This is a genomic window from Jannaschia pohangensis (assembly GCF_900113875.1).
GTDB classification, from domain to species: Bacteria; Pseudomonadota; Alphaproteobacteria; order Rhodobacterales; family Rhodobacteraceae; genus Jannaschia; species Jannaschia pohangensis.
This window is the reverse complement of sequence record NZ_FORA01000001.1, coordinates 19,490-45,667: the sequence shown is the minus strand read 5'-3', so window position 1 is coordinate 45,667 and position 26,178 is coordinate 19,490. Positions and strand designations below refer to the sequence as shown.

Here is a 26,178-nt window from a genome sequence, read left to right as displayed (position 1 = left end):
CGCCACCGGAGACCCCCATGACCAAGATCAAGGTAGACAACCCTGTCGTCGAGCTCGACGGCGATGAAATGACCCGGATCATCTGGCAGTTCATCAAGGACAAGCTGATCCTGCCGTATCTGGACATCGACCTGCTCTACTACGATCTGGGCATCGAGGCCCGTGACGAGACGAACGACCAGATCACCATCGACGCCGCCGAGAAGATCAAGGAAGTCGGCGTCGGCGTGAAATGCGCCACGATCACGCCCGACGAGGCGCGGGTCGAGGAATTCGGCCTCAAGAAGATGTGGCGCTCGCCCAATGGCACGATCCGCAACATCCTGGGCGGCGTCGTCTTCCGCGAGCCGATCATCTGCTCCAACGTGCCGCGGCTGGTGCCCGGCTGGACGCAGCCCATCGTCATCGGTCGCCACGCCTTTGGCGATCAGTACCGCGCGACGGACATGAAGTTCCCCGGGCCGGGCAAGCTGTCGATGAAATTCGTCGGCGAGGACGGCACCGTCGAGGAACACGAGGTCTTCGATGCCCCGTCCTCTGGCGTCTTCATGTCGATGTACAACCTCGACAAGTCGATCGAGGATTTCGCGCGGGCGTCGTTCAACTATGGCCTCAAGCGCAACTACCCGGTCTATCTGTCGACCAAGAACACGATCCTCAAGCAGTATGACGGCCAGTTCATGCTGATCTTCCAGCGGATCTTCGACGCGGAATTCGCCGACCAGTTCAAGGAAGCGGGCATCACCTATGAGCACCGCCTGATCGACGACATGGTCGCTTCGGCAATGAAGTGGTCGGGGGGCTATGTCTGGGCCTGCAAGAACTATGACGGCGACGTGCAGTCCGACACCGTGGCGCAGGGCTTCGGCTCGCTTGGCCTGATGACCTCGCAGCTGATGACGCCCGACGGCAAGATCGTGGAGGCCGAGGCCGCCCACGGCACCGTCACCCGCCACTACCGCCAGCATCAGGCGGGCAAGCAGACCTCGACCAACTCTATCGCGTCGATCTTTGCCTGGACCGGCGGTCTGAAGCACCGCGCCAAGCTGGACGACAATGCGCAGCTGTTGCGGTTTGCCGAGACGCTGGAAAAGGTCATCGTGGACACCGTCGAAGCGGGCGACATGACCAAGGACCTGGCCCTGCTGGTCGGCCCCGATCAGAAGTGGCTGACGACGATGGGTTTCCTGGAAAAAATCGACCAGAACCTGAACGCAGCGCTGGCCGGATAAGGCAGCGGGGGCCAGCCCCCGCACCCCCGGGATATTTGAGCCGAGAAGAAAGAAGGGCGTGGCATCGGCTGCGCCCTTTTTCCGTTTGCGTCGCTGGACAGGTGTTCCGCCCGGCAATAGGTCACGGGGATGACACGCTCCCTGCCCCCGTCCGACAGCCGCGAACCGCACCGCCCGTCGCCGCTCCGTCACAGTCTGCTGGAAGACTCGCAGGCGTTCCTGCTGGGCACAACGCTTTGCGCGCTCGGGGTGCAGTTCTTGACTGCGGCGGGGCTTGTTACCGGGCAGACCGCGGGACTCGGCGTGATCCTGTCCTATGCGACCGACTGGTCTTTCGGGGTCTGGTTCTTTCTGGTGAACCTGCCGTTCTATGTGCTTGGCTGGCTGCGGATGGGCCCGGGCTTTGTCGTGAAAACCGCCATCGCCGTCACGATGGTGTCGGTCCTGTCGCGGGTCATGCCCGAGGTCGTGACGTTCCAGACACTGAACCCATGGGCCGCCTCGGCCCTGTCGGGTGCGGTCATCGGCATGGGGTTGATCGTTCTGTTCCGGCACGGTGCATCGCTCGGCGGCATCGGCATCCTGGCGCTTTGGGTGCAGGAGGCGTTCGGCATCCGGGCGGGCTGGGTTCAACTGGCGTTCGATGCGGTCCTCTTTGCCGTCGCGCTGGCGCTGCTGCCCCTGCCTGCGGTGGCGGCTTCGGTCCTGGGGGCGGTGATCGTCAACCTGATCATCGCCGTCAATCATCGGCGCGACCGCTACGTGGGGCGCTGATGCACTGGATTTACCTGTTCTTCGCAATCGTGGCCGAAACCATCGGAACATCGGCCCTGAAGCTGTCCGAAGGGTTCACACGGTTCTGGCCATCGGTCATCGCGGCCAGCTGCTTTCTGGTCGCACTTGTCCTGCTGTCACAGGTTCTGCGCACGATCCCGGTCGGGGTGACCTATGCCATCTGGTCCGGCCTCGGAATCGTCCTGATCGCCAGCATCGGCTGGATCGCCTTTGGACAAAAGCTCGACGTACCGGCGGTGATCGGCATGGCGCTGATCGTGACCGGGATCGTCGTGATGCAGGTCTTTTCGCGGACCACGGGGCACTAGGCGCCCGCGATCACCGCCCGCACGGCCTCCAGTGCGGCGTCCGCCTGCGCGATATCCGCCCCGCCACCCTGAGCCATCTCGGGACGACCGCCGCCACCCCGACCGCCAAGCGCTTCGACCGCGGCCTTGACCAGATCGACGGCAGAGACCTTGTCGGTCAGGTCCTTGGTAACTCCGGCCGCGACGGCGGGCTTTCCGCCTGTGTCTGCCACAAAGACGATGACGCCGGAGCCTAGCGCCTGTTTCTGTGCGTCGATCATCGGGCCGAGATCCTTGCCGGAAACACCGGATAGTACTTGAAGAACGGCCTTCATCCCGTTGATTTCCTGCGCTTCCGCCCCCGACCCCATGGCCAGTTCACGGCGAAGGTCCGCAACTTCGGCCTGCAACGCCTTCCGCTCGTCCATGAGGGCGCGGACGCGGTCGCCCACCTCCTCGGGCTGAACCTTGAAGATATTGGCAAGCTCGGAGACGCGACGATCCTGCGCACGCAGGAAGTCCATCGCCGCCTGTCCGGTCAGCGCCTCGATCCGGCGAACGCCCGCGCTTGACGCCTGATCGCCCAAGGTCACGAAGGCGCCGATCTCGCCGGTATTTCCGACATGGGTGCCGCCGCAGAGTTCGATCGAATAGGTCCGCTTGTCCGCACCCTTCCCCGATCCGGCCTGCTGACCCATCGAGACAACCCGAACCTCGTCACCGTATTTTTCGCCAAATAGCGCCTGCGCCCCCAGGTCGCGCGCGGCGTCCGGCTCCATGATACGGGTGGTCACCGGCGTATTCTGGCGGATGAACCCGTTCACCTCGGCTTCGACCTGCGCCAATTGTTCGACCGTGACCGCATGGCCATGACTGAAATCGAAACGGAGACGGTCGGGCGCATTGAGCGAGCCGCGCTGCGCGACATGATCGCCCAAAGCCCCCCGCAATGCTTCGTGCAGCAGATGGGTGGCGGAATGGTTGGCCCGGATCGCGGAACGGCGAGCGTGATCGACATTCAACTCTGCGGTTTGCCCCGGTGCGATTTCGCCCTCTTCGACCGTGGCCACATGCATGAAGACGCCCGCCGATTTGCGGGTGTCGGTGATCCGCGCGCGTCCACCTTCGGTCCGGATCGTTCCGGTATCGCCGACCTGACCGCCGCTTTCCGCGTAGAATGGCGTCTGGTTAACCACGATCGCCACCGTTTGCCCGGCTTTGGCCGACGGCGTTTCGGCGCCATCCGACACGAGTGCAAGGATCTGACCTTCGGCGGTTTCGGTATCGTAGCCCAGGAATTCGGTGGTTCCGAACCGGTCCGCAAGATCGAACCAGATGGCAGCATCCGCCTGCTCCCCCGACCCGGCCCAGGCCGCACGCGCCCGGGCCTTCTGCTCGGCCATGGAGGCATCGAACCCCTCCGTGTCGACCTTCAGCCCCTTTTCGCGCAGCGCATCCTGCGTCAGATCCAGCGGAAATCCATATGTGTCATAGAGTTTGAACGCAGCCTCCCCCCCCAGAACGCCACCATCGGGAAGCTTGCTGACCTCGTCCTCAAGCAGGCGCAACCCGCGGTCCAGCGTCGTGCGGAACCGCTCTTCCTCGCCCCGCAAAGTCTCTTCGATCAAGGACTTGGCCCGGACCAGCTCTGGATAATGCTGCCCCATCTGGGTCACCAGCGCGGGGACAAGGCGGTGCATCACCGTATCCTTCGCGCCCGCCTGATGGGCGTGACGCATCGCCCGCCGCATGATCCGGCGCAGGACATAGCCGCGCCCCTCATTGGACGGCATCACCCCATCCGCGATCAGGAAGGAGGTCGACCGCAGGTGGTCGGCGATCACGCGGTGGTGGATATTGTCCGGCCCATCGGGTTCGGTCGACGTCGCGTGGGCACTCGCCTCGATCAACGCACGCATCAGGTCGGTGTCGTAATTGTCATGCTTGCCCTGCAGAAGCGCGCCGACCCGTTCCAGCCCCATGCCGGTGTCAATACTTTGGGCAGCCAGGTCGCGCCGCGTCCCATCCTCGAACTGCTCATATTGCATGAAGACCAGGTTCCAGATCTCGATGAACCGGTCGCCGTCTTCATCCGGACTTCCCGGGGGTCCGCCGGGAATATGGTCGCCGTGATCATAGAAAATCTCGGTGCAGGGTCCGCAGGGTCCGGTCGGGCCCATCATCCAGAAATTGTCATTCGTCGGAATGCGGATGATCCGGTCGTCGGACAGACCCGCCACCTTCTTCCAGATCGCGGCCGCCTCATCGTCGGTATGGTAAACGGTGACCAGAAGCCGCTTCGGATCGATCCCGAATTCCTTGGTGATCAGCTCCCAGGCAAAGGGAATCGCATCGGCTTTGAAGTAATCCCCAAAGCTGAAGTTTCCCAACATTTCGAAAAAGGTATGGTGGCGTGCGGTATAACCGACATTGTCCAGATCGTTGTGCTTGCCCCCGGCTCGCACGCATTTCTGCGAGGTGGTTGCGCGGTTGTAATCACGATGCTCCACACCGGTGAAGACGTTCTTGAACTGAACCATGCCCGAATTCGTGAACATCAGGGTCGGGTCATTGCGGGGGACGAGCGGGCTCGACTCCACCTTTGCATGTCCATTGCGGGCGAAGTACTCCAGAAACTTCGTACGAATATCATTCAGGCCGGCCATGGGTCATCCCTCTGCTCACATGCGCGCTTGTCCTATCCCCACGCCGAGGTCTGGACAAGCAAAAGGGGCCGACGTTTGCACGCGGCCCCCGGTTTCCGGCACTGCTTGATCAGGCCCGGAGTTCAGTCGTCGATGACGTCGTCTCGCTCGTCGTGTTTCATATCGAAATCGAGACCATGGGCCGCCCTGATCTTGTCTTCGATTTCATCCGCGATCGCCGGGTTGTCCTTGAGAAATTGTTTCGAATTCTCGCGTCCCTGCCCGATCCGTTCGTCGCCGTAGGAATACCAGGCTCCCGACTTCTCCACGACACCGCCCTTGACGCCCAGGTCGAGCAACTCGCCCGTCTTGGAGATGCCCTCGCCATACATGATGTCGAATTCGACCTGCTTGAATGGCGGGGCGACCTTGTTCTTGACCACCTTCACTTTTGTCAGGTTCCCGACAACTTCATCCCGGTCCTTGATCGAGCCGATTCGACGAATGTCGAGACGGACGGAAGCATAGAACTTCAAGGCGTTGCCACCGGTCGTCGTCTCTGGCGAGCCAAACATCACGCCGATCTTCATCCGGATCTGGTTGATGAAAATCACCATGCAATTCGATCGGGAAATCGATCCCGTCAGCTTGCGCATCGCCTGGCTCATCAGTCGGGCGTGAACGCCGACCGAACTGTCGCCCATATCGCCTTCGAGTTCCGACTTGGGTGTCAGGGCCGCAACAGAATCGACGACCACCATGCTGACCGCGCCCGAGCGGACCAGCGTATCCGTGATCTCCAGCGCCTGCTCGCCCGTATCGGGCTGGGAAATCAGCAACTCGTCGAGATTCACGCCAAGCTTCTTGGCGTATTGCGGGTCGAATGCATGTTCGGCGTCGACAAACGCGCAGACACCGCCCTTCTTCTGCTCTTCCGCAATCGCATGGAGCGTCAGGGTCGTCTTGCCCGAACTTTCCGGTCCGTAAATCTCGATGATCCGGCCCTTGGGAAGGCCGCCGATGCCAAGCGCGATATCGAGGCCAAGCGACCCGGTCGAAGTCGCCTCGATCTCGGGCAGCTGGTTCTGGCCGCCCAACTTCATGATCGAGCCCTTGCCGAATTGCCGTTCGATCTGCGCCAAGGCGCTATCGAGGGCCTTCTGTTTGTCCGCGCTGCGTTTTTCGCCCATATCGAGTAAGTTCGCCGTTGCCATGATTTGCGCCCTTGTTGCATGCTGCCATCAAAGCGGCAACGTTGGTTTGCGTTCTCGTCTTGTTCCTACTCACCCAAATGGAACAGACGCGGAACATTTGCAAGTCTTTTCGACTTGCAACGATGATGCTGCCTCAAGGTTAAATATCCGTTACCGCAAGCGAGGCGAAACCGATCCATGCTGATTTTCTGGAAGGAGCAGCTCGCAATTCTCGCGGTACCGAAGACTGGCACGACAGCTCTGGAACAGGCGCTGACGCCTTTTGCTGATGCCGCTATTCTCAATCCGCCCGGGTTGAAACATTGCACCGTCCGCAAATTCCGAAGGGAGCTTTCGGGGTTCTTTGAGCAAAAGGGCAAGCGTCCGCTCGCTCTCTGCGCCGTCATGCGAGAGCCGATCTCCTGGCTCGGAAGTTGGTATCGGTATCGCGGTCGCCCGCAGCTCGACGGTCATCCGAATTCCACGGCCAAGGTCAGCTTTGACGAGTTCATCGACGCCTATCTTTCCGCGAAGCCGCCGGAATTCGCGCGCGTGGGATCGCAGGCACAATTCCTTGAGGGAGGAGTCGATTACCTTTTCCGTTACGATAGGCCTGAGGATCTTTTGGGATTTCTTCAGGATCGCTTGGGACGCAGCATAGACTTGCCGCGTTTGAACGTATCGCCGGTCATTGAACTGACGCTTTCGGAAAAAATGCGGAGCCGCCTCGAGAAGCAGGCCGCCGCCGATTTCGCCCTGTGGAAAACGCTGACAAGACAGGCTTAGGCCTGTTCCATCGCCATCATGACAGCGCCCGTTCGACCGTGCGCGTCAGGTCGGCGAGTGAGAACGGTTTGGCCAGAAACATCGCATTGGGGATCGGTACGCTCGTCTCAGACAGGGCATCCTGCGTGTAGCCGGACATGAAAACCGTTCGCACATCAGGCCGGGCCTTCATCGCTTCACGGACCCACGAGGGCCCGTCCAGACCTGGCATCATGACGTCGGTCACGAAAAGATCGACGGCAAGTTCCTGGTCAGCGAGCCGGTCGAGGGCGGCTTCGGCACAATCGGCCTCAAGAACATTGTAACCACGCAGGCGAAGGGCGCGCGACGCAAACGCCCGTACCGGCGCCTCATCCTCGACAAGCAGAACGACCGGACGCGATGGGTCGGGCCCAAAGGCCGTATCCGGGGCTGACTGCACTGGCGGCGTCGGCGCAATATCGGCAGATGCCGTGACCACTGGCGGAGAAACGATCTCTGTCACTGCCAGATCTTCGGTCCCTGAGACGCCTTCTGCCTCTGCCGAAAGAAGGATTTCTTCCTGCGCAGGCTCTGCAGGGTCCGGGTCGGCATCGTTCCAGGCCTTGTTGAGCACCCCGTTCAGCAGGGTCTCAAGCGAGTGCTCATCCGCTACCTGGCCAGCATCTTCGTCCACGGGCGAGCCCTCAATTTCATAAGCCTCCAATTCCGCGACGTCACAATCCTCTTCGTAAGCAAATTCTTCGGCATCGACTTCGATTATCTGCTCTGCGGGAATATCAGCTTCAGGGTTCGCGAGTATGTGTTCGACCTGTTCGACTTCGACTTCGGCGGCCGCACCGGCGACCTGGGGTTGCTCGCCGGACATCGCCGGAAAGAACAAGCTGAATACCGTGCCCTGCCCGATGCGACTGTCGGCAAAGATATAGCCGCCGGACTGCTTGATGATGCCATAGGCCATCGAAAGCCCGAGCCCGGTACCCTCGCCCGGCCGCTTGGTGGTGAAAAACGGCTCGAATATGCGCGCCAGGTTGTCGGGGCTGATTCCGCTGCCCTGATCGCTGACCTGAAGGACGACATATTGTCCGACGGGCACATTCACGCGGTCGCGCAACAGCGGCTGTTCCAGAAAGCGACATTCGGTCTGGATACGGATTTCGCCACCATCGGGCATCGCATCGCGCGCATTGACGACAAGGTTCATCAAAACCTGTTCGAGTTGCCGACGATCCCCACGGATCGGAAGCAGGGCCGGATCATGTTCAAGGCGCAGCGTGACCCGTTCGCCAACCAGCCGGTTCAACAGATGCGCCAGATCGCCGAGGGTTTCACGCAGATTGATCGGCTGCATTTCGAGCGTTTGCTTGCGCGAGAACGCGAGCAACTGGCCGACCAACGCCGCCGCACGGTTCGCATTCTGCGTCACCTGCATGAGATCGGCGTAATCCTCGTCCCCTTCAGCATGTCTGAGCAGCATAAGGTCGCAGTGGCCCGAAATCGCGGTCAGCAGGTTGTTGAAGTCATGGGCAACCCCGCCTGCCAGTTGGCCGATGGCCTGCATCTTCTGGCTTTGGACGAATTGTGCCTCGAGCGTTTTCAGTTCGGTGGCATCATTGAGTACGGCCAGCAGACCGCCTTCGCCGTCCTGCAGGGGCCGCCCGAGCGTGATCTGCAAATACGTCTCGGTTTCGGCCCCCGTCATGCGAACCGTCTCGGGGCGATAGAGCCCGCGCCCGGCGGCAGCCTCTCCCACCCACTCGCGAACACTGCGCCCAAGCCCCTCGACCATGGCGGCAAGGCGCGGTTCCTGTGTGTTGCTGCAAGCGGGCAGCAGATCCTGGGCAAGGTGGTTGGCGAAAACCACACGCCCCTCGGAATCCAGGCGCAACATCGCGACCGGCAGGGAATCGAGGTCGACCTGGCCCTCGATCGCTTCGCCACCCGGCAGAACGAAGACCTCCTGTCGCCCGTTCACCGGCTCGGACAAGACGGTCCGGACGGTCTGCGACCCTTCCTTCGAGAGAAGGCGATTCAGCCGACCATTGCGCAGCGGCACCGATTCAAACACGTCGCGCAGGCGTTTGACCCGCCGTCCGATCAAACCGCGAAGCACCTCGTTCATGTAGAGAACCGTGCCCGAGGGCCCGAACGTCAGGATCGGCAGGCCGACACCGTCGGACGTCCGCTGCGGGCGGTCGGCCAGATCCTCGAGCCGCCACAGGAAGCCGCCCGGCACGCGATGCACCGCAACCCGGACATGGCCGCGACGGGTTACGACGTCTTCGCGGGCGGAGGTGCGGCCGAGGGCGGCAGAGCGCAGGCGATGGACGACGGAATCGGGGTTGGCGAACAGCGGCTCCAGCGTGCGGGTCATCGTCTCGCCGTGCTTGGCACCGAAGCGGTCTATGGCAGAGAGGTTCTGGGCGAAGATGGCGCCATCTTCATCAGTGCAGAAGCCGGGCGCGCTGTCGTGTTCGAGAAATTCCATCACGATCCGGAGCTTCTTGCGCGCAACACGCTCGGCAAGAATGGCATAGCCCTGCAGCAGGACGACTAGGCCGATCATGCCCCCTGCGGCGATCAGCAGAAAGACTCGGGTTGTCCCCTGTGCGGTGGCGAGGGCGACGATGCCCGCAATGATGCCCACCAGCAAAAGGACAAGAGAGCCCGTCCGAAGGCGGCGCAGAGTCGCAGTCATGCCGCTCAAATCATTTCTCCCCTGGGCAAATGCATCGTGCCCCTTGGCCGCAGAATCAGTCCCTTCCTGTATCGACCCCAAGTCTTAATTCCCTCTTAACGGTCCGCCGAAGGTAGCACGAAAACCAAAATCCCCTAGGCGTTCTTGCGCAAAACGCTCAGGTGGAAACCGTCGTGATCCGGTCCGGGGCGAAGATCGACGCGCGACTCCAGCGTCAGATCCGGGCGGCACGCCAGCATCGCATCAACCACACCGGCATTCTCGGCGGCGAAAACCGAGCAGGTCATATAGCCGATCCAGCCACCCGGAACGGTCAGCCGTTCGGCGCGGGCCAAGATGGTGGATTGCAATTCGTGCAGTTCGGCCAGCCGTGCGGGGGTCAGGCGCCACTTGGCCTCGGGCGCGCGCCGCCAACTGCCCGACCCGCTGCAGGGCACGTCCGCAACGACTCCGTCGAAGGGAGAGCTGGCCGCGGGATCCGTAAGGCAATCGATGGTCTGTCCGGCGCGGGCCGCGCGGACGGGCAGATCGGCCATGCGGTCGGCGTCGATGTCATGGGCCGACACCACGCAACCACGGTCGGCGAGGGCCAATGCTTTGCCGCCGCCCCCGGCGCAAAGGTCAAGAACCCGCGCGCCCGCGCGACAAGGCAGCCGGGCCACCAGCGCCTGCGACCCGGCGTCCTGAAGCTCGACAAGGCCATCCGCAAACAGCGGTGTCTGCGTCAGGCCCCGGGGCGCACCACGCAGGCGGATCGCGGTGTTGGCCACATCGCTCGGGTCGGCGGCATGGCCGAGCGTTTCCAGTTCCTTCAGCACGGAATCGCGCGACGTGCGGGCCAGGTTTACGCGCAAGAACACAGCGGCGCGGTCGCGCAGGCTGGCCATGACGGTTTCGGCTTCGGCGTCCAGACTGTCGCGGAAAAGCGGCTGCATCCAGTCGGGCACATCTGCCGCGACCGCCGCGGGGACAGGTCCGGGATCGGCGAGGTCGATCGGCTCGGGGCCGTAGCCTTGCCCGTTGAAGAGCGTGGCGACATCGGCCCCCTGCTGCATGATCAGACCGGCGATGACGCGCCGTGCTTCCATCCGGTCCAGCGGCACATCCCCGCAGCCGCCCGCCCAGGCGGCGGACCGCAGACGTCGCAGAGCATCGAAGACGTGGTCCCGGATCGCCGCCCGATCCCCGGACCCCGCAAAACGGTGGCCGCGCGCCCAGGTGGTCAGCTCACGCTCGGCCGCCTGCCCCGCGAGGATCGGCTCCAGGATTTCGATTGCGGCCTGCAGCCGGGCGCCGGGGGTCATGAGCGAACCTTCGATTGGGGATACGGAAGACGCGCCATCCCGGGCGTCAACTGCGGTAGTTGGGGCTTTCGCGGGTGATCTGCACGTCGTGGACGTGGCTTTCCTTGAGGCCTGCCCCGGTGATCTTCACGAAGCCGCAGTTGCGGCGCATCTCGTCGATGGTGGCACAACCGGTATAGCCCATGGCCGCCCGCAAACCGCCGACGAGCTGATGCACCACGGCACCGGCGGAACCCTTGTAAGGCACCTGCCCCTCGATCCCCTCGGGAACCAGCTTGTCGGAGGCGGCGTCCTTCTGGAAATAGCGATCCGCCGACCCGCGCGCCATGGCACCAAGCGACCCCATCCCGCGATAGGATTTGAAGGAACGGCCCTGATAGAGGATCACTTCGCCGGGGCTTTCGTCGGTTCCGGCAATCATCGAGCCGACCATGGCGCAGGACGCGCCCGCCGCGATGGCCTTGGCGAAATCGCCCGAAAACTTTATGCCGCCATCGGCGATGACAGGGACATCGCCCGCCGCGCCGGCCGCATCCATGATGGCGGTCAGTTGCGGCACACCCACGCCCGCGACGATCCTTGTGGTGCAGATGGAACCCGGGCCGATCCCGACCTTCACCGCATCCGCCCCCGAGGCGATCAGCGCGCGGGTCCCTTCGGCGGTGGCGACGTTGCCGGCCATGACCTGCACATCGTTGGACAACCGCTTGATACGGTCGACGGCGATGCCGACGCCTTCGGAATGGCCATGGGCCGTGTCCACCACGATCAGGTCGACGCCCGCGTCGATCAGGGCCTCGGACCGCTCGAACCCGGCGTCGCCCACCGTGGTTGCGGCGGCTACGCGCAGGCGACCCAGGGCATCCTTGCAGGCTTGGGGGTTCAGCACCGCCTGCTCGATATCCTTGATGGTCAGAAGGCCGGTCAGGTGACCCTTGGCATTCACCACCAGCAGCTTTTCGATCCGGCGCGCCTGCATCATCGACTTGGCTTCGCCCAGGTCCACCGGCTCGCGCAGGATGGCGAGGTTGTCGCCCGTCATCATGGCCGACACGGGGGTGGAATCGTCGCTGGCGAACCGCATGTCGCGATTGGTCACGATGCCCAGAACGCGGCCCTGATTGTCGGTGACCGGAAAGCCGGTGACGCGGTAGCGGTCCTGCAATTCCTTGGCGTCGGCCAGCGTCTGATCGGGGCGCAGGGTGACGGGGTTATAGACGATCCCGCTCTCGAACCGTTTGACGCGGCGCACTTCTTTCTGCTGCGCATCGAGGTCGAGGTTGCGGTGAATGACACCCATCCCGCCCGCCTGCGCCATGGCGATGGCCATGCGCGCCTCGGTCACTGTGTCCATGGCGGAACTGAGCAGCGGGATGTTGAGGGCGATCGATTTCGTGACCCGGGTGCGCGTGTCCGCCGTGCCGGGCAGGACGCGGCTTTCGGCGGGAACAAGCAAAACGTCATCGAAGGTCAGGGCCTCGCGAATCTCCATCGGGTCTCTCCGGAACATGGCATCGGTTGGCGATTTCCTGTTTCACGGCCCCGTCCCGAGGGCAACCCCCGCCATCCGTCAGTCGGGCGGCGCGATCAACACGTCGCAGGGCGCATGAAGCGCCGCGCGCGCCGCCGTGTCCCCCATCAGGACGCGCACGATGCCCGACCGCGCGTGTCGCCCGATCACCAGCACGTCGGGGCGCTCGGCCCGCGCCTGGCGCAGGATCACTTCGGCCGGATTGCCGACAAGGGCGTCATGGGGGATGCCGTCCACATCGGGTGCATGTCCAAGCGCCTTGGACGCCTCCTCAAGGCTGCCTTTCAGCTGTTGCATGGTCTGCCCCGAGGCGACGCCGCCCATCTCGAAGGCATAGGGTCCGGCCAAGCCGGGGTCCGCCCAGGCATGGAGCAATGACAGGGTCACATCCGGTGCGAGGGATACGGCCAGCCGGGCCGCCGCCTCAGCGGCGGGCGAGAAATCCCACCCGACGATGGCCTTCTTCCAGGGCATCACGGGTTCCGTCACGGCCACCAGGATCGGGACTCCCACCGCGCCCATCACCCGCGACAGCGTGGGCGATCCGAAGAGGTCGGCAAGACCGCGCCCCCGATGCGACCCCAGAACGATCAGCGACGCGCCCCGATCCGTCGCGATCTTGGGCAGAAGGCGCGCCACATGTCCCACCTCCACGTCGATCTGCGGCGAAAGGCTCGCCACGTCGTCCATCGCCGCGACAATGGTGCGCAGCGAATGATCCAGCACCTCGGCCTGATCGTTCAGCACGGCGGCGGGCATTTCGTCGTCCAGGATATGGACGATCTGCAACGGCGCGCCGGTCGCGCGGGCGATCTGTGCGGCGCGGTGAAGCGCGATGTCGGAACGGGGGCTCAGGTCCGTGGCAGCGATGATCGGTCCCATCTGGCGTCCTCCTGTCTGGGTTGCGCCCATCCTGTGCAGACCCGTCAGGCGGTCGCCTTGACCGGGATCAAACCGTCTTGAAATGCCCTCGGGTTCCGTGATCGCCCTCCATCGGACGGCGGCGGCGCGACGTCCGACTTGCCAAACCATCCCCGTCCGGCCAAAAGGCGCGCATATATACCCGCAACCGGGCGTTTCGTAGGCGCCAAAACGACGGAGGACAGGCCTTGTCCCAGATCACCCTCACCTTTCCCGATGGCAATACGCGCGACGTGCCCGCCGGCATCACCGCAGGCGAAGTGGCCGCCGACATTTCCAAGTCGCTGTCGAAGAAGGCGATTTCGGCGACCGTGAATGGCGCGCATTTCGACCTTGCCTGGCCCATCGAGGCCGATGCCGCCATCGCGATCAACACCATGCAGGACGAGGCCCCGGCGCTGGAGCTGATCCGTCACGACCTGGCCCACGTCATGGCCCGCGCCGTGCAGGCGATCTGGCCCGATGTGAAGGTCACCATCGGCCCGGTGCGCGACTTCGGCTGGTTCTATGACTTCGACCGCGAGGAGCCGTTCACGCCCGACGACCTGGGCGCGATCGAGGCGGAGATGAAGAAGATCATCAATGCCCGCGACCCCGTGCGCACCGAAGTCTGGCCCCGCGACAAGGCGCGCCAGCACTATGTCGACACGGGCGAGCCCTACAAGGTCGAGCTGCTCGACCGCATTCCGGGGGATGAGCCGATCCGGATGTATTGGCATGGGCATTGGCAGGATCTCTGCCGGGGTCCGCATCTGCAACATACGGGCCAGATCCCGGCGGACGCCTTCAAACTGACCCGCGTCTCTTCGGCCTACTGGCTGGGCGACAACACGCGGCCGCAGTTGCAGCGCATCTATGGCGTGGCCTTCCGCAACCGCGAAGACCTCAAGAAGCACCAGCAGTTCCTGGAGGAGGCCGAAGCCCGCGACCACCGTCGCCTTGGCCGCGAGATGGATCTCTATCACATGCAGGAGGAGGCCCCCGGTCAGGTGTTCTGGCACCCGAACGGCTGGACGATCTATACCACCTTGCAGGATTTCGTGCGCCGCAAGCAGCGGGCCGGCGGCTATGTGGAGGTTAACACGCCGCAGGTCGTGGACCGCAAGCTCTGGATCGCGTCCGGCCACTGGGAGAAGTATCAGGAAAACATGTTCATCGTCGAAGTGGACGAGGAACATGCCCGCGAAAAGGCCGTGAACGCGCTCAAGCCGATGAATTGCCCCTGCCATGTGCAGATCTTCAACCAGGGCCTGAAATCCTATCGCGACCTGCCGCTGCGCATGGCCGAATTCGGTTCCTGCGCGCGGTATGAGCCTTCGGGCGCGCTCCACGGCATCATGCGAGTGCGCGGCTTCACGCAGGACGATGGGCACATCTTCTGCCGCGAGGACCAGATCGAAAGCGAGACGCGCATCTACATCGACTTCCTGTCGTCCATGTACCGCGACCTCGGGTTCACCGATTTCAAGGTGAAATTCTCCACCCGTCCGGAGGTGCGTTCCGGCTCCGACGAGGTCTGGGACAAGGCCGAAGCGGCGTTGCTGTCGGCCACCCGCGCTGCCGGGATCGACCCCGAAGTGAATCCCGGCGAAGGCGCCTTCTATGGCCCGAAACTGGAATTCGTGCTGACCGACGCCATCGGCCGCGATTGGCAATGCGGCACCCATCAGGTCGACTTCGTGCTGCCCGAACGGCTGGACGCGAGCTATATTGGCGAGGATGGCGACCGGCATCGCCCCGTCATGCTGCACCGCGCGACGCTTGGATCGTTCGAGCGCTTCATCGGCATCCTGATCGAGGAACATGCGGGCAAGCTGCCCTTCTGGCTGGCCCCACGGCAGGTCGTTGTCGCCTCCATCGTGTCGGACGCGGATGACTACGTCGGCGAAGTCGTGGCAGCGCTGGTCAAGGCAGGTGTCCGGGCCGAAGCGGATATCCGCAACGAGAAGATCAACTACAAGGTGCGCGAACATTCCCTGGGCAAGGTTCCCGTCATCCTGGCCATTGGCAAGCAGGAGGTGGAGGACCGCACCGTCACCCTGCGCCGTCTGGGCGAGAAGGCGACGAATGTCCTGCCCCTTGGTGATGTGACCCGCGATCTCGGGTTGGAAGCGATGCCGCCCGACCTGCGCTGAAGCGGAAACAATCCGGCCAAGACACGCGATTGTCCCGACATGACCCCATGTTTGCCCAAATCGCGCCACATTCGGACGGCATCTTGATCTCAAGACGACGAACTGGTTCGGGGTTGATCAATATCCTCCCCCCTTAGCGATCCCCCGGGCCGGTCGTCAGTCTCTCTCTCCCTAAAGACTGGTCGGCCCGCGTGTTTCACGCGGGTCGCTCCACTTTCGGGCCAAGGTTTCAGATATCCGCGTCGTCGATCAGTGGCTCGATAAGCTCCGGCCCGGTCGCGCGGTTGGAATTGACGGCGCGGCTGACGCGGTGCCGATGCATCCGCCCGTCTGGCGCGGCGCGCATCAGGGGCGCTGCGCCCTTCCCGTCCTCGCCCAACCACAGGCCCCAATCTTCAGGGGCCAGTGTCACAGGCTCCCGGTGATGGATTTCGGACATGGTCGGCCCCGCCGCGCAACTCACGATGGCGCAGGTCGACATCGCGTCCGGCCCCCACTCCTGCCAGATACCCGCAAAGACCAACAGATCGGCGTCCGTCGGGGCGAAATACCACGGCAGCCGGTTGCCGCCCTCGTCCTTCGTCCATTCATAAAAGCCGGTCGCCGGGATCAGGCAGCGGCGTTCGCGACAGGCGGCGCGGAACGCCGGCTTCTCGGCAATTGTCTCGGCCCGCGCGTTGATCAGAAGCGGGCCATCCGTCGGGGTCTTGTACCACTGCGGCACGAACCCCCACCGCATCGACACCAGCCTGCGGCCCGCCGTCACGACCGGCACCTGCACCGTCGGGCAGATGTTCCAGTTCGGCACATCGGGCAAATCGTTGGACGGGACGGCACCGAAGACATGGACCATCGCGTCATGGGGCAGTGTCAGGGCATAGCGTCCACACATGTCGCCGGTCTAGATCGACGGGACGGCAAATTCCACTGCGACATGGCATCCGTCATCACGGCAGGCGAACTCGAGGTTGCCCCCGACCTGCAGGGCCGAGGCTTCCATGATCCGCCGACCCAGCCCAGGCTCTCCGACCACGGCACCGCCGCCGCCATCATCATCGCAGCTGAGACGGTAGCGCGTGCCCGTCTGCACCCCCTGCAAGACGATCCGACCGGGTCCGCCGTTCGGAAACGCGTGCTTGCAGGCGTTCGAGATCATCTCGTTGGCCAACATGCCCAGGGCAGAAGCATGACCGGCCTCGGCCATCAGCCGGTCGATCCGGCTTTCCACGACGACCCCCTCGGGGGCCAGATGCATCAGCCGCCCGGCGATACCGTTCAGGAAATCCTGCACCTGCACCGGCGCTTCCGAAGCCTCGGCCCGGTGCAGCATGCCGTGCAGTTCCGACATGGCGTCGATCTGGCGCTCCACGGCTTGCAGGGCGGCCTTGACCTCCGGGCTGGCGGAACGCGCGGTCATCCGCGTCAACGCCGCGATGCTTGCCAGGTTGTTCTTGACGCGGTGGTCTCCCTCGCGGCGGATGGCATCCTGCTGACGCAGCGCGTCGTGCAGCTCCAGCCGCTGCATCACCTGATCCGCCAGGATCCGCAGGCCCCGCCGTTCGGCATCGCCCAGACGCCTGGGACGCCGGTCCAGCACACAGAGTGACCCGAGCGCGATGCCCGAAGCGGTGCGGATCTGCGCCCCGGCATAGAACAGCATCGGGTCCGATTCATCGACGACGAGCGGGTTGTCGATGGTCCGCATGTCGAGCCGTGTATCCGAGATTTCCAGCAAGTCCTCCTGCAGAATGGCATGGGAACAGATCGACGACGGCAGGTCGGTGGACGACAGGTTCAAACCGCAAACCGCCTCGAACCGCTGGTCGTCTTCATGAACGATCGAAACGAGCGCGATCGGGCAATTGCAGATCTGGGCGGCCAGCTCGACGATCCCGTCGAAGGCGCCCTTGTGGGATTGCGTTCCAAGGTCATAGCGCCGGATGGCGGCAAGGCGGTCGGGTTGGTTAACCGGAGTTGGGGCCAGCATGAGCAGGTCTCCGAAGTCTCGGCCACGGGCATCCCGCGACAGGTTCAAATGATCCGTTACTAAAAACTCGCGCAGGGTCCATCGTTTTTGACGCCTCCCGCCACCCCCAATCACTACCGCACGGGTTAAAAAACCAAAAGGGGGAAAGATTTTTGAAAATCCTTCCCCCTCAATGATTTACGCGGCTATGTCATAAGACATAGCAAGAACATCGGCTACTTCACCGTGATACGCCCGTCCGTGTAGGGCGAGTAGGTGCCCCCCTGGGCCGCAATGTAGTCGGCCACGACCACCTCGAGGCCCGGGCCGAAGTCATAGGCGTTGGCCGCGTCCTTGAACATCGCATAGCCGTCGCCGCCGTTGCGGACGTAGTTGTTGGTGACCACGCCATAGGTCGCGGCGGGATCGATGGGTTCACCGCCGACCATGACGTCGCTGACCCGGCTGCCCGGCTCCGCGGCCGCGTCGAAGGCATAGGTCAGGCCCGCGACCTGCGGGAAGCGGCCCGCGCCGTCCGCCACTTCGCTCACGCCATTCTCCAGCGCCGCGATGATCGTCTCGCCCGTCGCCTCGAAGGTGGCCAGCGTGTTCTGGAACGGCAGGACCGTCAGGACCTCGCCCATGGTGATCTCGCCCGAGTCGATGCTGGCGCGCAGACCGCCGCCGTTCTGGATGGCGATGGTCACGCCCTGATCCGCGACGCGGTCCAGCATGGCGTCGGCGACAAGGTTGCCCATGGCGCACTCGACCGCGCGGCAGACTTCGCGCGAGCCTTCGATCACGTCGGACGCCTCACCGATGACTGTGCCCTTCAACTCCTCGATGGGACCGGCCAGTTCGGCCACCCGCGCCAGGATCGCCTCGTCCGGCGTGACCGAGGCGTCCATCAGGATGCTGTCGCCCTCGACCGAGGTCACGTTGCCGTCGTCGTCGAACACGACCTTCATGTCGCCCACGTACTTCGAATAGGCATAGGCCTGCACGATCGGGACGCCGTTCACCATCGTCGGATAGGCCATGGCCCCTTCCTCGGTGTTCGAGAACAGCGTGTGGCTGTGCCCGCCAATGATCAGGTCAAGCCCGGTCACGCCCTCGGCCAGCCGCGTGTCGGCGGCGACGCCCAGGTGGGTCAGTGCGATGATCTTGTTGACGCCCATCTCGGTCAGCGCGTCGATGTCGGCCTGCATGGCTTCGATCTCGGGGGTGAAGATGACGTTCGGTCCGGGGCTCGACGTTTCGGGCGTGTCGGTGGCCAAGGCCGATACGATGCCGATCCGCTCGCCGCCGACTTCCAGGATGATGTGGTCGTCGACCTTGCCCGCCAGAACGTTCGATTGGCTGACGTCGATGTTGCCCGAAATGATCGGCACATCGGCGGCGTCGGCGAACTTGGCCAGCGCCTCGGGGCCGTCGTCGAATTCGTGGTTGCCCACGGCCATGACGTCAAAGCCGATGGCGTTCGACATCTCTGCCTCCACCTCGCCCTTGTAGGTCGTGTACATCAGCGAGCCCTGGAACTGATCGCCCGCGTCGAGCACCAGAAGGTTCTGACCTTCGAGCGCGGCACGGCGCCCGTCGATATAGGTCTTGAGCCGGGCGACACCGCCAAAGCATTCGCCGGCAGCTTCGCCCTCGGCGTCGCAGGTGCTGTCGAAAGCGTTGATCGATTCGATCCGGCTGTGCAGGTCGTTGATGTGCAGGATATTCAGTGTGTACTCGGCCTGTGCGACGCCCGTCGTCAGGGCCAGCACGGCGGAAGTGGTGAGGAATCGGTTCATTTTGGTCAAACCCCCTAGGTTGGATGGCGCAATGGTGCGCAGCTAGCCCGGGCATGTCAAAGCGATATGACAGGGTTCGGCCCGCTTGACGCCGCGTTTTCCCGCGGGCATCCCCGGCGACATGATCTACAAGCTTTTCACGACGCCCGAATGGCAGGCACTCCGCTCCGATGGCAGGACGATGGGTGCGCCCATCGACCTGAGCGACGGCTACATCCACTTCTCCACCGCCGATCAGGTGGTCGAGACGGCGGCGAAGCACTTCGCCGGGGTCGAGGGGCTGTGGCTCTTGGGCGTGGATGACGGCCCCCTGGGTGAGGCGCTGAAATGGGAAGTGTCGCGCGGCGGGGACAGGTTTCCGCACCTCTATGCCGCGCTGACCCTCGATCAGGTGGACTGGGCGCAGCCGCTGCCGCTGGTCGACGGTGCGCATCAATTTCCGGCCGGCCTCGAATGATCGAACGACTGGGCCTGGCACTTCTGCACCGGATCGACCCGGAGCGGGCCCATGGGCTGGCACTGACGGCGCTCAAGGCGGGCCTCGGCCCGCTGGCGGGGCCCGTCACGTCGCCGCGCCTGCGCACCACGGTCGCCGGGATGAACCTGCCCAATCCGGTCGGGCTGGCCGCCGGTTTCGACAAGAACGCCGATGCCCTGGGGCCGCTGACGCGCACCGCCTTCGGCTTCCTCGAAGTGGGTGCCACCACCCCGCGCGCCCAACCCGGCAACCCCAGACCCCGTCTCTTTCGCCTGGCCAAGGATGCCGCCGCGATCAATCGCTTCGGGTTCAACAACAACGGCATGGACGAGATGGCCGCGCGATTGGCCGCCCGGCCCGACGGCGCGGTGATCGGCCTGAACCTCGGGGCCAACAAGGACAGCACCGACCGATCCGAGGATTTCGCCGCCGTGTTCAAGACCTGCGGCGACCACCTCGACTTCGCGACCGTCAACGTCAGCAGCCCGAACACGGAAAAGCTGCGCGATCTGCAGGGCAAGGAAGCGCTGACCCGCATCCTGGATCGCGTGATTGCCGTGCGTGACCTGCACGGGATGGAGGTCGCGATCTTCATCAAGATCGCCCCCGACCTCGACGACGCGGCCTTGGCCGACATCGCCGAGATCGCCACGACCATGCGGATCAGCGGCGTCATCGCCACCAACACGACGCTGGACCGGGTCGGCCTGCACGGCCCCCACGCGGCCGAGGCGGGCGGGCTGTCTGGCCAGCCGTTGTTCGAGAAATCGACCCGCGTTCTGGCCCGCCTGTCGCACCTGACCGACGGTCGCGTTCCCCTGATCGGGGTCGGCGGTGTGGCCACGGCCGAACAGGCCTATGCCAAGATCCGTGCGGGCGCGTCCGCGGTGCAACTCTACACGGCGCTCGTCTATGGCGGGATCAGCCTTGCCGGTGACATCGCCACCGGCCTCGACACCCTGCTTGCGCGGGACGGCTTTGCCAACGTGGCGCAGGCCGTGGGGACCGACCGGGACCGCTGGCTCTAGCGTTCGGTGCCCGCCGCCCGCTCCAGCGCGGGATAGCGCGCGCCAAGCGACAGGCCCCGTGCCAGGAACGACACCATCAGCGCCGCCCAAAGCCCGTGGTTGTCCAAGAGCGGCACCAGAAGCGCCAACGCGGCCAGGTAGATGCCGAAGCTCAGGATCATCATGTTGCGCATGTCCCGCGACCGGGTCGCCCCGATGAACACGCCGTCCAGCATCCAGGCCGCGACACCGATCAGCGGCGCGGCCACCATCCAGGGCAGGAAATTGCGCGCCTCGATCCGGACCTCGGGCGACTTGGCCATGACATCGACCAGCAACCCGCCAAAAAGCGCGAAGGCCAGGGCCAGCACCGTCACCGTGGCCAGCCCCCACCCCCCGCACATCATCACCGCCCGGCGCAGGCGCGCGCGGTCGCCCGACCCGAAATAGCGGCCGACGAGCGCTTCGACCGCGAAGGCGAAGCCGTCGAGCGCATAGGCCGTGATGAAGAGGAACTGAAGCAGCACCTGATTGGCGGCCAGCGACACCGTCCCGAAGAGCCCGCCCATCAGAAGGAACGACGCGAACGTCGCCTGCAACAGGACGGATCGGATCAGGATGTCGCCGTTGACCGACAGCATCCGGCGCAGCCGCTCCACATCGAAGACCTGTGCCGTGGCGCGCCAGGCGGGGCCGACAAAGGCGTCGCGGCAAAACCAGACCGCCAGCGCCAGACCGCTCCATTCGGCCAGCAACGTGGCCCAGGCCACGCCCGGCACACCCCATCCCAGACCCAGGACGAACCACAGATCCAGCAGGATGTTCGCCCCGTTCATGCCAATTTGCACCGCAAGGACCGCCGCCGTCCGTTCCTGCGCGATGAGCCAGCCGGTCAGTCCATAGATCGCGATGGCGGCGGGTGACGACCAGATGCGGATGGACATATAGCTGCGCGCCAGCGCCTCGACTTCGGGCGAGGTGGGCGCGACGCGGAAAGCCCCCGCGAAGAGCGCCCATTGGGACGCGATGAGAAAGGCCCCCGCCGCCGCAGCGATCAGCAGGGCGCGAGACAGCAGGGCCACCACTTCGGCGCGGTCGTCGCGACCCAGGGCCTGCGCCACCATCCCGGTCGTCCCCATGCGCAGAAAGCCGAAGATCCAATAGACCGAAGACAGGATGATGGCCCCTGCCCCGACGGCGGCAATCGGCGCGGCCAACCCCATCTGGCCCACCACGCCGGTGTCGACCGCCCCCAGGATCGGGACCGTGGCGTTCGACAAAACCACCGGAACCGCCACCCGCAGAATGCGCCGATGCGACAGGTCCACCGGTGGCGTCGCGGTCATGCGTCGCGCTGCGGCATCAGGAAATGACCGGTCGCCTGCGCAAACAGACGTTCGCGATTGTCCTGCCAGCCTTCGACATGGACGCTGGCATAGCGTCGCCCCGAGCGGTTGATCCGCGCCCGGGCATAGCCGTCACGCGGCAGACCGGAGCGCAGGTAGTCGACACTGAAATCGATGGTCTTGGGCAGGCGCGGCAGCGTCTCATGCGTCAGCCCCTCCGGCTCCAGCCGCCCCGCCTCCAGATCGTCCCACAGCATCGACCAGCTGAGTGTGACGATGGCCGTCACCTCGAGGAAAGCCGCCGTCACCCCGCCATGCAATGCGGGCAACATCGGGTTGCCGATCAGCTTGTCATCGTAGTGCAGGATCCCGGTCAGTTCATCCCCGCGCCGGTCGAAGGTGATCCCGAGGAACTGGATATAGGGCACACCGTCGACCAAGGCGGCCAGCGCCTTGTCCCGCCGCTGCTTGACCACCTGGATGGGTTCGGGCCGCTTCATGGCTTGTCCCCCCGGTCCAGCGTGAACGCCCCGTTCGCGACCGCGACCGGCCCCTTGTCGCGGTCTTCGTCAAAGGCCTCGGCCCGCACGAAGGCGATGGAGCGGGTGACATGGTGGCACACGGCACGCGCCGTGATCTTCTGGTGCGGGGTCGCTGCGCGCATGTAGTCGATGCGCAGGTCCATCGTCGCGGTGCCCAGGGGGGCCGTCGGATGACTCAGCACCGCCGCCCCGCCCGACGTATCCATCAACGCCGAAACCGCGCCACCGTGGACCACGCCGGTGCGCGGGTCACCCACGATCGCCTCGGCCCAGGGCATGGAGATTTCGGCCATCCCCTCGGCCACCGCCTCGACCTGCATGGACAGGGCGCGGCAATGCGGAAGGGCGGCAATGAACTGGCGCGCGGCACGGTCGCGGGCATCGGCATCGTTTTTGGTCTGTGTCATGCCGCAGCCTTGCCGCGAAGCGACCGGCCCCGCAACCCTGCACCGGACCGATGGACAGCGGCGGCGACTGTGTGTCAGACTGTCACGGGGGGAGAGAGTGCGATGACGGAACGGCTGGATTTCAAACAAATGTGCGCGCGGTTCGACGTGACCCCACGGACATTGCGGCACTACGAATACATCGAATTGCTGGCTCCGGAACGCGACGGACGCGCCCGCTTCTACAATGCGCGTGACATCGCCCGGATGACCCTTATCCTGCGGGGCCGCAAGTTCGGTTTCTCGCTCGAGGAAATCCGCCAATGGCTGGAGCTCTATGACGCCGATCCCGAAGGCCGCACCCAGATGAAGACCTGGATCGAGATGGCCAACAAGCAATTGGGCGAGCTTGGCGAACGCCAGCGTGACCTGCAGGAAGCCATCGAGGAACTGCGCCAGCTGCGCGACAACGTCGAGCGCGACCTGCGCAAAGAGGGCTGACCCCCCGCCGAAAGGCGCGCGAGTCGGCCCGCGCATCATATGTGATGCGAACTCCGTAGAATTCCCCTTAAATACAATACGTTTACCAAACCGTGATCGTTTCCGCGCGGAAAGAAAATGTCGCGCATCGGCGGATTACGTGACGGTAAGTTACGTCAACTTGTAAGTGACGCAACGTCTGGGTTACGTAAACGTCATCCCCGCTTGTAACGTGTCGCAAGCGTCCGCATTTCGGCCCAGCGCCAAAGATGAAATCGGACGAGGATGACACTAGGATGTCTGAGACTTTGATGACGATCCGTGAAATGTGCGACGCCTTTGGCGTAACACCCCGGACCCTTCGCTTCTACGAGGCGAAAGAACTGCTGTTCCCCCAGCGTGAGGGACAGAAGCGGTGGTTCACCCGCCGCGACCGCGCCCGGCTCAAGCTGATCCTGCGCGGCAAGCGTTTCGGGTTCTCGCTGGAGGATATCCGCCAGCTTCTGGACCTCTACGACCTTGGTGATGGACAGCTGACCCAGCTGGCCCGCACCTATGAGATCGGACGGGAGCGTCTGGCGGCCATGGTCGCCGAGCGCGACGATCTCAACACTGCGATCGCCGATCTGGAGGAGCAACTCCGGTGGGGCGAAAAGATGATGGCCCAGGCCCAGCCGCGCAAGGCGGGCTGACCAAAGACCAGACCGGGGGTGCAGGCACCCCCTTTCGACTCGAGGAGGACGACAAGAATGCCCAGCTATACCGCCCCGACCAAGGACATGCAGTTCATTCTGCACGACGTTCTGGAAGCCAGCGCCCAATCCATCCCCGGCTATGACGAGATGGACCGCGACTTTACCGGCGCCGTGCTTGAAGAGGCGGGCAAACTGGCCACAGACGTCCTCCATCCCCTCAACGCCATCGGCGACACCCAGGGCTGTGTCCTGGAAAACGGCATCGTCCGCACGCCCGACGGCTTCAAGGCGGCCTTCGACCAGGTGCGCGATGGTGGCTGGACGGCGCTCGACTGCGACCCGGAATATGGCGGCCAGGGCCTTCCCTACCTGATGCAGACCGGTGTGGGCGAGATCCTGTCGTCGGCCAACATGGCGTTCAACATGTACCAGGGCCTGACCCATGGTGCCTATTCCGCGATCCACGCCCACGGTTCGGATGCGCAGAAGGCCAAGTGGCTGCCCAAGATGGTGACCTGCGAATGGACCGGCACCATGAACCTGACCGAGCCGCATTGCGGCACCGATCTGGGCCTGATGCGGACCAAGGCCGTGCCGAACGGCGACGGCAGCTATGCCATCACCGGGCAGAAGATCTTCATCTCGTCGGGCGACCATGACATGGCCGATAACATCGTCCACCTCGTGCTGGCCAAGATCGCCGGCGCCCCCGAGGGCATCAAGGGTGTCAGCTTGTTCATCGTCCCGAAATTCCTCGTCGATGACGAAGGCACCATCGGCGCGCGCAACGGCGTCTCGGTCGGCAAGATCGAGGAAAAGATGGGCATCCACGGCAATTCGACCTGCGTGATGAACTACGACGGCGCGACCGGCTATCTGCTGGGCGAAGAGAACAAGGGCATGCGCGCCATGTTCACCATGATGAACGAAGCGCGTCTGGGCGTCGGCCTCCAGGGCTATGCCCAGGCCGAGATCGCCTATCAGAACGCGCTGGCCTATGCGCTGGATCGCCTGCAGGGGCGCGACGTGACCGGGGCCAAGAACCCCGACGGCCCGGCCGACCCGCTGATCGTGCACCCCGACATCCGCCGCAACCTGATGGACCAGAAGTCTTTCGTCGAAGGCGCGCGCGCTTTCGTCTTCTGGGGCGCGATGATGATCGACAAGGGCCACCGCTCGGGCGACAAGGACGCCGAGGGGCTGATTTCGCTGCTCACTCCGGTCATCAAGGGCTTCCTGACCGACAAGGGCTTCGACTATGCCACCGCGGCGCAGCAGGTTTACGGCGGCCACGGCTATATCGAGGAATGGGGCATGTCCCAGTTCGCCCGCGACGCCCGGATCGCCATGATCTACGAAGGCGCCAACGGCGTGCAGGCGCTGGACCTCGTGGGGCGCAAGCTCGCGCAGGATGGCGGCAAGCACGTCATGGCCTTCTTCGACATGGTCAAGAGCTTCATCAAGGACAACGCCGAGGACGAGACGCTGAAAGCGGGCTTCCTCGAGCCGCTCAAGGCCGCCTCCAAGGATCTTCAGGCCGCGGGCATGTATTTCATGCAATCGGGCATGAAGAACCCGAACGCGGCGTTGGCCGGCTCCTATGACTTCATGCACCTCTTCGGGCACGTCTGTCTCGGGCTGATGTGGGCGCGGATGGCCAAGGTCGCCGGCGAAAAGCTGCGCGAAGACGGAGCCGACCGCGATTTCCTGGAAGCCAAGATTGCCACGGGCCGCTACTACATGGCCCGCCAATTGCCCGCCACCGGCATGCATCTGGCGCGCATCCAATCCGGTCCGGAAACGGTCATGGGTCTGGAAGCCTCCGCCTTCTGAACGGGCCCACCCCGCTTCGGATCCGGCACGCGGGAGACGTGTCGGGCCTCCGGCGGGGATATTTGGGCCGAGAAGAACCCCCCAGGGCAGATCACTGCCCCGGGGACGGGGAAGCAGGGCTTCTCCTCGGGCGGTCATCG

The 26,178-nt window shown here is 64.2% G+C and carries 23 protein-coding genes; 11 read left to right on the top strand and 12 right to left on the bottom strand.

Annotation, left to right across the window (positions count from 1 at the left end):
* The first annotated feature begins 17 nt into the window (after window positions 1–17).
* From BM002_RS00200 to BM002_RS00190, 3 genes are all read left to right on the top strand, one after another.
* The gene (locus BM002_RS00200; protein WP_092775885.1) at window positions 18–1,232 is read left to right on the top strand and encodes an NADP-dependent isocitrate dehydrogenase; all 1,215 of its coding nucleotides are present in this window, start codon (window positions 18–20) and stop codon (window positions 1,230–1,232) included.
* A gap of 129 nt (window positions 1,233–1,361) precedes the next feature.
* Window positions 1,362–2,006, top strand: coding sequence for a YitT family protein (locus BM002_RS00195; protein WP_092775882.1), 645 nt, complete (start codon window positions 1,362–1,364; stop codon window positions 2,004–2,006).
* Window positions 2,003–2,335, top strand: a complete 333-nt coding sequence (locus BM002_RS00190; protein WP_092778510.1) for an SMR family transporter — start codon at window positions 2,003–2,005, stop codon at window positions 2,333–2,335. Before BM002_RS00195 ends, BM002_RS00190 begins: the two co-directional genes overlap by 4 nt.
* Here BM002_RS00190 and alaS read toward each other — a convergent pair.
* Window positions 2,332–4,980 carry an alanine--tRNA ligase gene (gene alaS / locus BM002_RS00185; RefSeq protein WP_092775879.1) on the bottom strand — a complete coding sequence of 883 codons (2,649 nt, stop codon included), beginning with the start codon at window positions 4,978–4,980 and terminating at the stop codon, window positions 2,332–2,334. The two genes, BM002_RS00190 and alaS, sit on opposite strands and share 4 nt — an antisense overlap.
* Before the next feature lie 122 nt (window positions 4,981–5,102).
* On the bottom strand, window positions 5,103–6,173 hold the full coding sequence (gene recA, locus BM002_RS00180; protein WP_092775876.1) for a recombinase RecA: 1,071 nt from the start codon (window positions 6,171–6,173) through the stop codon (window positions 5,103–5,105).
* Window positions 6,174–6,350: 177 nt separating this feature from the next.
* On the opposite strand from recA, the gene BM002_RS00175 reads away from it, so the two are divergent.
* Window positions 6,351–6,938 carry a gamma-glutamyl kinase gene (locus tag BM002_RS00175; protein ID WP_092775873.1) on the top strand — a complete coding sequence of 196 codons (588 nt, stop codon included), beginning with the start codon at window positions 6,351–6,353 and terminating at the stop codon, window positions 6,936–6,938.
* 16 nt (window positions 6,939–6,954) lie between these two features.
* On the opposite strand, the gene BM002_RS19460 is transcribed toward BM002_RS00175, so the two are convergent.
* On the bottom strand, window positions 6,955–9,039 hold the full coding sequence (locus BM002_RS19460; RefSeq protein ID WP_175484757.1) for an ATP-binding protein: 2,085 nt from the start codon (window positions 9,037–9,039) through the stop codon (window positions 6,955–6,957).
* A gap of 117 nt (window positions 9,040–9,156) precedes the next feature.
* Between BM002_RS19460 and BM002_RS18955 the strand changes: the two genes are divergently transcribed.
* The gene (locus BM002_RS18955) at window positions 9,157–9,474 is read left to right on the top strand and encodes a hypothetical protein (RefSeq protein ID WP_139212194.1); all 318 of its coding nucleotides are present in this window, start codon (window positions 9,157–9,159) and stop codon (window positions 9,472–9,474) included.
* A 275-nt stretch (window positions 9,475–9,749) separates the two neighbouring features.
* Here the strand turns inward: BM002_RS18955 and BM002_RS00165 are convergent, their stop codons facing one another.
* From BM002_RS00165 to BM002_RS00155, 3 genes are all read right to left on the bottom strand, one after another.
* Window positions 9,750–10,919, bottom strand: a complete 1,170-nt coding sequence (locus BM002_RS00165; RefSeq protein WP_092775870.1) for an RsmB/NOP family class I SAM-dependent RNA methyltransferase — start codon at window positions 10,917–10,919, stop codon at window positions 9,750–9,752.
* Between the two features lie 46 nt (window positions 10,920–10,965).
* Window positions 10,966–12,411 carry an IMP dehydrogenase gene (guaB, locus tag BM002_RS00160; RefSeq protein WP_092775867.1) on the bottom strand — a complete coding sequence of 482 codons (1,446 nt, stop codon included), beginning with the start codon at window positions 12,409–12,411 and terminating at the stop codon, window positions 10,966–10,968.
* A gap of 78 nt (window positions 12,412–12,489) precedes the next feature.
* Entirely contained in the window at window positions 12,490–13,332 is an 843-nt protein-coding gene (locus BM002_RS00155) for a universal stress protein (RefSeq protein ID WP_175484756.1), read from the bottom strand.
* 227 nt (window positions 13,333–13,559) lie between these two features.
* Here BM002_RS00155 and thrS point away from each other — a divergent pair, with 227 nt between their 5' ends.
* Window positions 13,560–15,506 carry a threonine--tRNA ligase gene (gene thrS / locus BM002_RS00150; RefSeq protein WP_092775861.1) on the top strand — a complete coding sequence of 649 codons (1,947 nt, stop codon included), beginning with the start codon at window positions 13,560–13,562 and terminating at the stop codon, window positions 15,504–15,506.
* A gap of 229 nt (window positions 15,507–15,735) precedes the next feature.
* On the opposite strand, the gene BM002_RS00145 is transcribed toward thrS, so the two are convergent.
* From BM002_RS00145 to BM002_RS00135, 3 genes are all read right to left on the bottom strand, one after another.
* On the bottom strand, window positions 15,736–16,398 hold the full coding sequence (locus BM002_RS00145; RefSeq protein ID WP_092775858.1) for an SOS response-associated peptidase: 663 nt from the start codon (window positions 16,396–16,398) through the stop codon (window positions 15,736–15,738).
* Window positions 16,399–16,407: 9 nt separating this feature from the next.
* Entirely contained in the window at window positions 16,408–17,493 is a 1,086-nt protein-coding gene (locus BM002_RS00140; protein WP_092775856.1) for a histidine kinase dimerization/phosphoacceptor domain -containing protein, read from the bottom strand.
* Window positions 17,494–17,708: 215 nt separating this feature from the next.
* Window positions 17,709–19,271 (bottom strand): bifunctional metallophosphatase/5'-nucleotidase, encoded by a 1,563-nt coding sequence (locus BM002_RS00135; RefSeq protein ID WP_092775854.1) that lies wholly within the window; start codon window positions 19,269–19,271, stop codon window positions 17,709–17,711.
* Between the two features lie 121 nt (window positions 19,272–19,392).
* Here BM002_RS00135 and BM002_RS00130 point away from each other — a divergent pair, with 121 nt between their 5' ends.
* Together BM002_RS00130 and BM002_RS00125 are read left to right on the top strand one after the other, a co-directional pair.
* Window positions 19,393–19,728, top strand: coding sequence for a DUF952 domain-containing protein (locus BM002_RS00130; protein WP_092778508.1), 336 nt, complete (start codon window positions 19,393–19,395; stop codon window positions 19,726–19,728).
* Window positions 19,725–20,777, top strand: coding sequence for a quinone-dependent dihydroorotate dehydrogenase (locus tag BM002_RS00125; RefSeq protein WP_092775852.1), 1,053 nt, complete (start codon window positions 19,725–19,727; stop codon window positions 20,775–20,777). Before BM002_RS00130 ends, BM002_RS00125 begins: the two co-directional genes overlap by 4 nt.
* On the opposite strand, the gene BM002_RS00120 is transcribed toward BM002_RS00125, so the two are convergent.
* Genes BM002_RS00120 through BM002_RS00110 form a run of 3 tightly spaced genes read right to left on the bottom strand, consistent with a single transcriptional unit; the run spans window position 20,774 to window position 23,051 of the window.
* Window positions 20,774–22,102, bottom strand: coding sequence for an MATE family efflux transporter (locus tag BM002_RS00120; RefSeq protein WP_092775849.1), 1,329 nt, complete (start codon window positions 22,100–22,102; stop codon window positions 20,774–20,776). The two genes, BM002_RS00125 and BM002_RS00120, sit on opposite strands and share 4 nt — an antisense overlap.
* Window positions 22,099–22,602 carry a PaaI family thioesterase gene (locus BM002_RS00115; protein ID WP_092775846.1) on the bottom strand — a complete coding sequence of 168 codons (504 nt, stop codon included), beginning with the start codon at window positions 22,600–22,602 and terminating at the stop codon, window positions 22,099–22,101. The genes BM002_RS00120 and BM002_RS00115 overlap by 4 nt, the downstream gene beginning before the upstream one ends.
* Window positions 22,599–23,051, bottom strand: coding sequence for a PaaI family thioesterase (locus tag BM002_RS00110; protein ID WP_092775843.1), 453 nt, complete (start codon window positions 23,049–23,051; stop codon window positions 22,599–22,601). Before BM002_RS00110 ends, BM002_RS00115 begins: the two co-directional genes overlap by 4 nt.
* Window positions 23,052–23,153: 102 nt before the next feature.
* Between BM002_RS00110 and BM002_RS00105 the strand changes: the two genes are divergently transcribed.
* The 3 genes from BM002_RS00105 (at window position 23,154) to BM002_RS00095 (ending at window position 26,038) form a co-directional block, all read left to right on the top strand.
* The gene (locus BM002_RS00105; protein WP_092775840.1) at window positions 23,154–23,531 is read left to right on the top strand and encodes a MerR family transcriptional regulator; all 378 of its coding nucleotides are present in this window, start codon (window positions 23,154–23,156) and stop codon (window positions 23,529–23,531) included.
* A 275-nt stretch (window positions 23,532–23,806) separates the two neighbouring features.
* Complete coding sequence (locus BM002_RS00100) at window positions 23,807–24,202, top strand: MerR family transcriptional regulator (protein ID WP_092778506.1); 396 nt, start codon at window positions 23,807–23,809, stop codon at window positions 24,200–24,202.
* Window positions 24,203–24,259: 57 nt separating this feature from the next.
* Window positions 24,260–26,038, top strand: coding sequence for an acyl-CoA dehydrogenase C-terminal domain-containing protein (locus BM002_RS00095; RefSeq protein WP_092775837.1), 1,779 nt, complete (start codon window positions 24,260–24,262; stop codon window positions 26,036–26,038).
* The last annotated feature ends 140 nt before the right edge of the window (window positions 26,039–26,178 follow it).

Excerpts from the sequence above, each read along its gene's own strand:
- BM002_RS00125 (WP_092775852.1), top strand. The coding sequence starts at position 19,725 with ATGATCGAACGACTGGGCCTGGCACTTCTGCACCGGATCGACCCGGAG.
- BM002_RS00140 (WP_092775856.1), bottom strand. The coding sequence starts at position 17,493 with ATGCTGGCCCCAACTCCGGTTAACCAACCCGACCGCCTTGCCGCCATC.
- BM002_RS18955 (WP_139212194.1), top strand. The coding sequence starts at position 9,157 with ATGCACCGCAACCCGGACATGGCCGCGACGGGTTACGACGTCTTCGCG.
- BM002_RS00115 (WP_092775846.1), bottom strand. The coding sequence starts at position 22,602 with ATGAAGCGGCCCGAACCCATCCAGGTGGTCAAGCAGCGGCGGGACAAG.
- BM002_RS00155 (WP_175484756.1), bottom strand. The coding sequence starts at position 13,332 with ATGGGACCGATCATCGCTGCCACGGACCTGAGCCCCCGTTCCGACATC.
- BM002_RS00120 (WP_092775849.1), bottom strand. The coding sequence starts at position 22,102 with ATGACCGCGACGCCACCGGTGGACCTGTCGCATCGGCGCATTCTGCGG.
- BM002_RS00200 (WP_092775885.1), top strand. The coding sequence starts at position 18 with ATGACCAAGATCAAGGTAGACAACCCTGTCGTCGAGCTCGACGGCGAT.
- BM002_RS19460 (WP_175484757.1), bottom strand. The coding sequence starts at position 9,039 with ATGAACGAGGTGCTTCGCGGTTTGATCGGACGGCGGGTCAAACGCCTG.
- BM002_RS00145 (WP_092775858.1), bottom strand. The coding sequence starts at position 16,398 with ATGTGTGGACGCTATGCCCTGACACTGCCCCATGACGCGATGGTCCAT.
- recA (WP_092775876.1), bottom strand. The coding sequence starts at position 6,173 with ATGGCAACGGCGAACTTACTCGATATGGGCGAAAAACGCAGCGCGGAC.
- BM002_RS00110 (WP_092775843.1), bottom strand. The coding sequence starts at position 23,051 with ATGACACAGACCAAAAACGATGCCGATGCCCGCGACCGTGCCGCGCGC.
- BM002_RS00175 (WP_092775873.1), top strand. The coding sequence starts at position 6,351 with ATGCTGATTTTCTGGAAGGAGCAGCTCGCAATTCTCGCGGTACCGAAG.
- BM002_RS00195 (WP_092775882.1), top strand. The coding sequence starts at position 1,362 with ATGACACGCTCCCTGCCCCCGTCCGACAGCCGCGAACCGCACCGCCCG.
- alaS (WP_092775879.1), bottom strand. The coding sequence starts at position 4,980 with ATGGCCGGCCTGAATGATATTCGTACGAAGTTTCTGGAGTACTTCGCC.
- BM002_RS00135 (WP_092775854.1), bottom strand. The coding sequence starts at position 19,271 with ATGAACCGATTCCTCACCACTTCCGCCGTGCTGGCCCTGACGACGGGC.
- BM002_RS00100 (WP_092778506.1), top strand. The coding sequence starts at position 23,807 with ATGTCTGAGACTTTGATGACGATCCGTGAAATGTGCGACGCCTTTGGC.
- BM002_RS00165 (WP_092775870.1), bottom strand. The coding sequence starts at position 10,919 with ATGACCCCCGGCGCCCGGCTGCAGGCCGCAATCGAAATCCTGGAGCCG.
- BM002_RS00130 (WP_092778508.1), top strand. The coding sequence starts at position 19,393 with ATGATCTACAAGCTTTTCACGACGCCCGAATGGCAGGCACTCCGCTCC.
- guaB (WP_092775867.1), bottom strand. The coding sequence starts at position 12,411 with ATGGAGATTCGCGAGGCCCTGACCTTCGATGACGTTTTGCTTGTTCCC.
- BM002_RS00095 (WP_092775837.1), top strand. The coding sequence starts at position 24,260 with ATGCCCAGCTATACCGCCCCGACCAAGGACATGCAGTTCATTCTGCAC.
- BM002_RS00105 (WP_092775840.1), top strand. The coding sequence starts at position 23,154 with ATGACGGAACGGCTGGATTTCAAACAAATGTGCGCGCGGTTCGACGTG.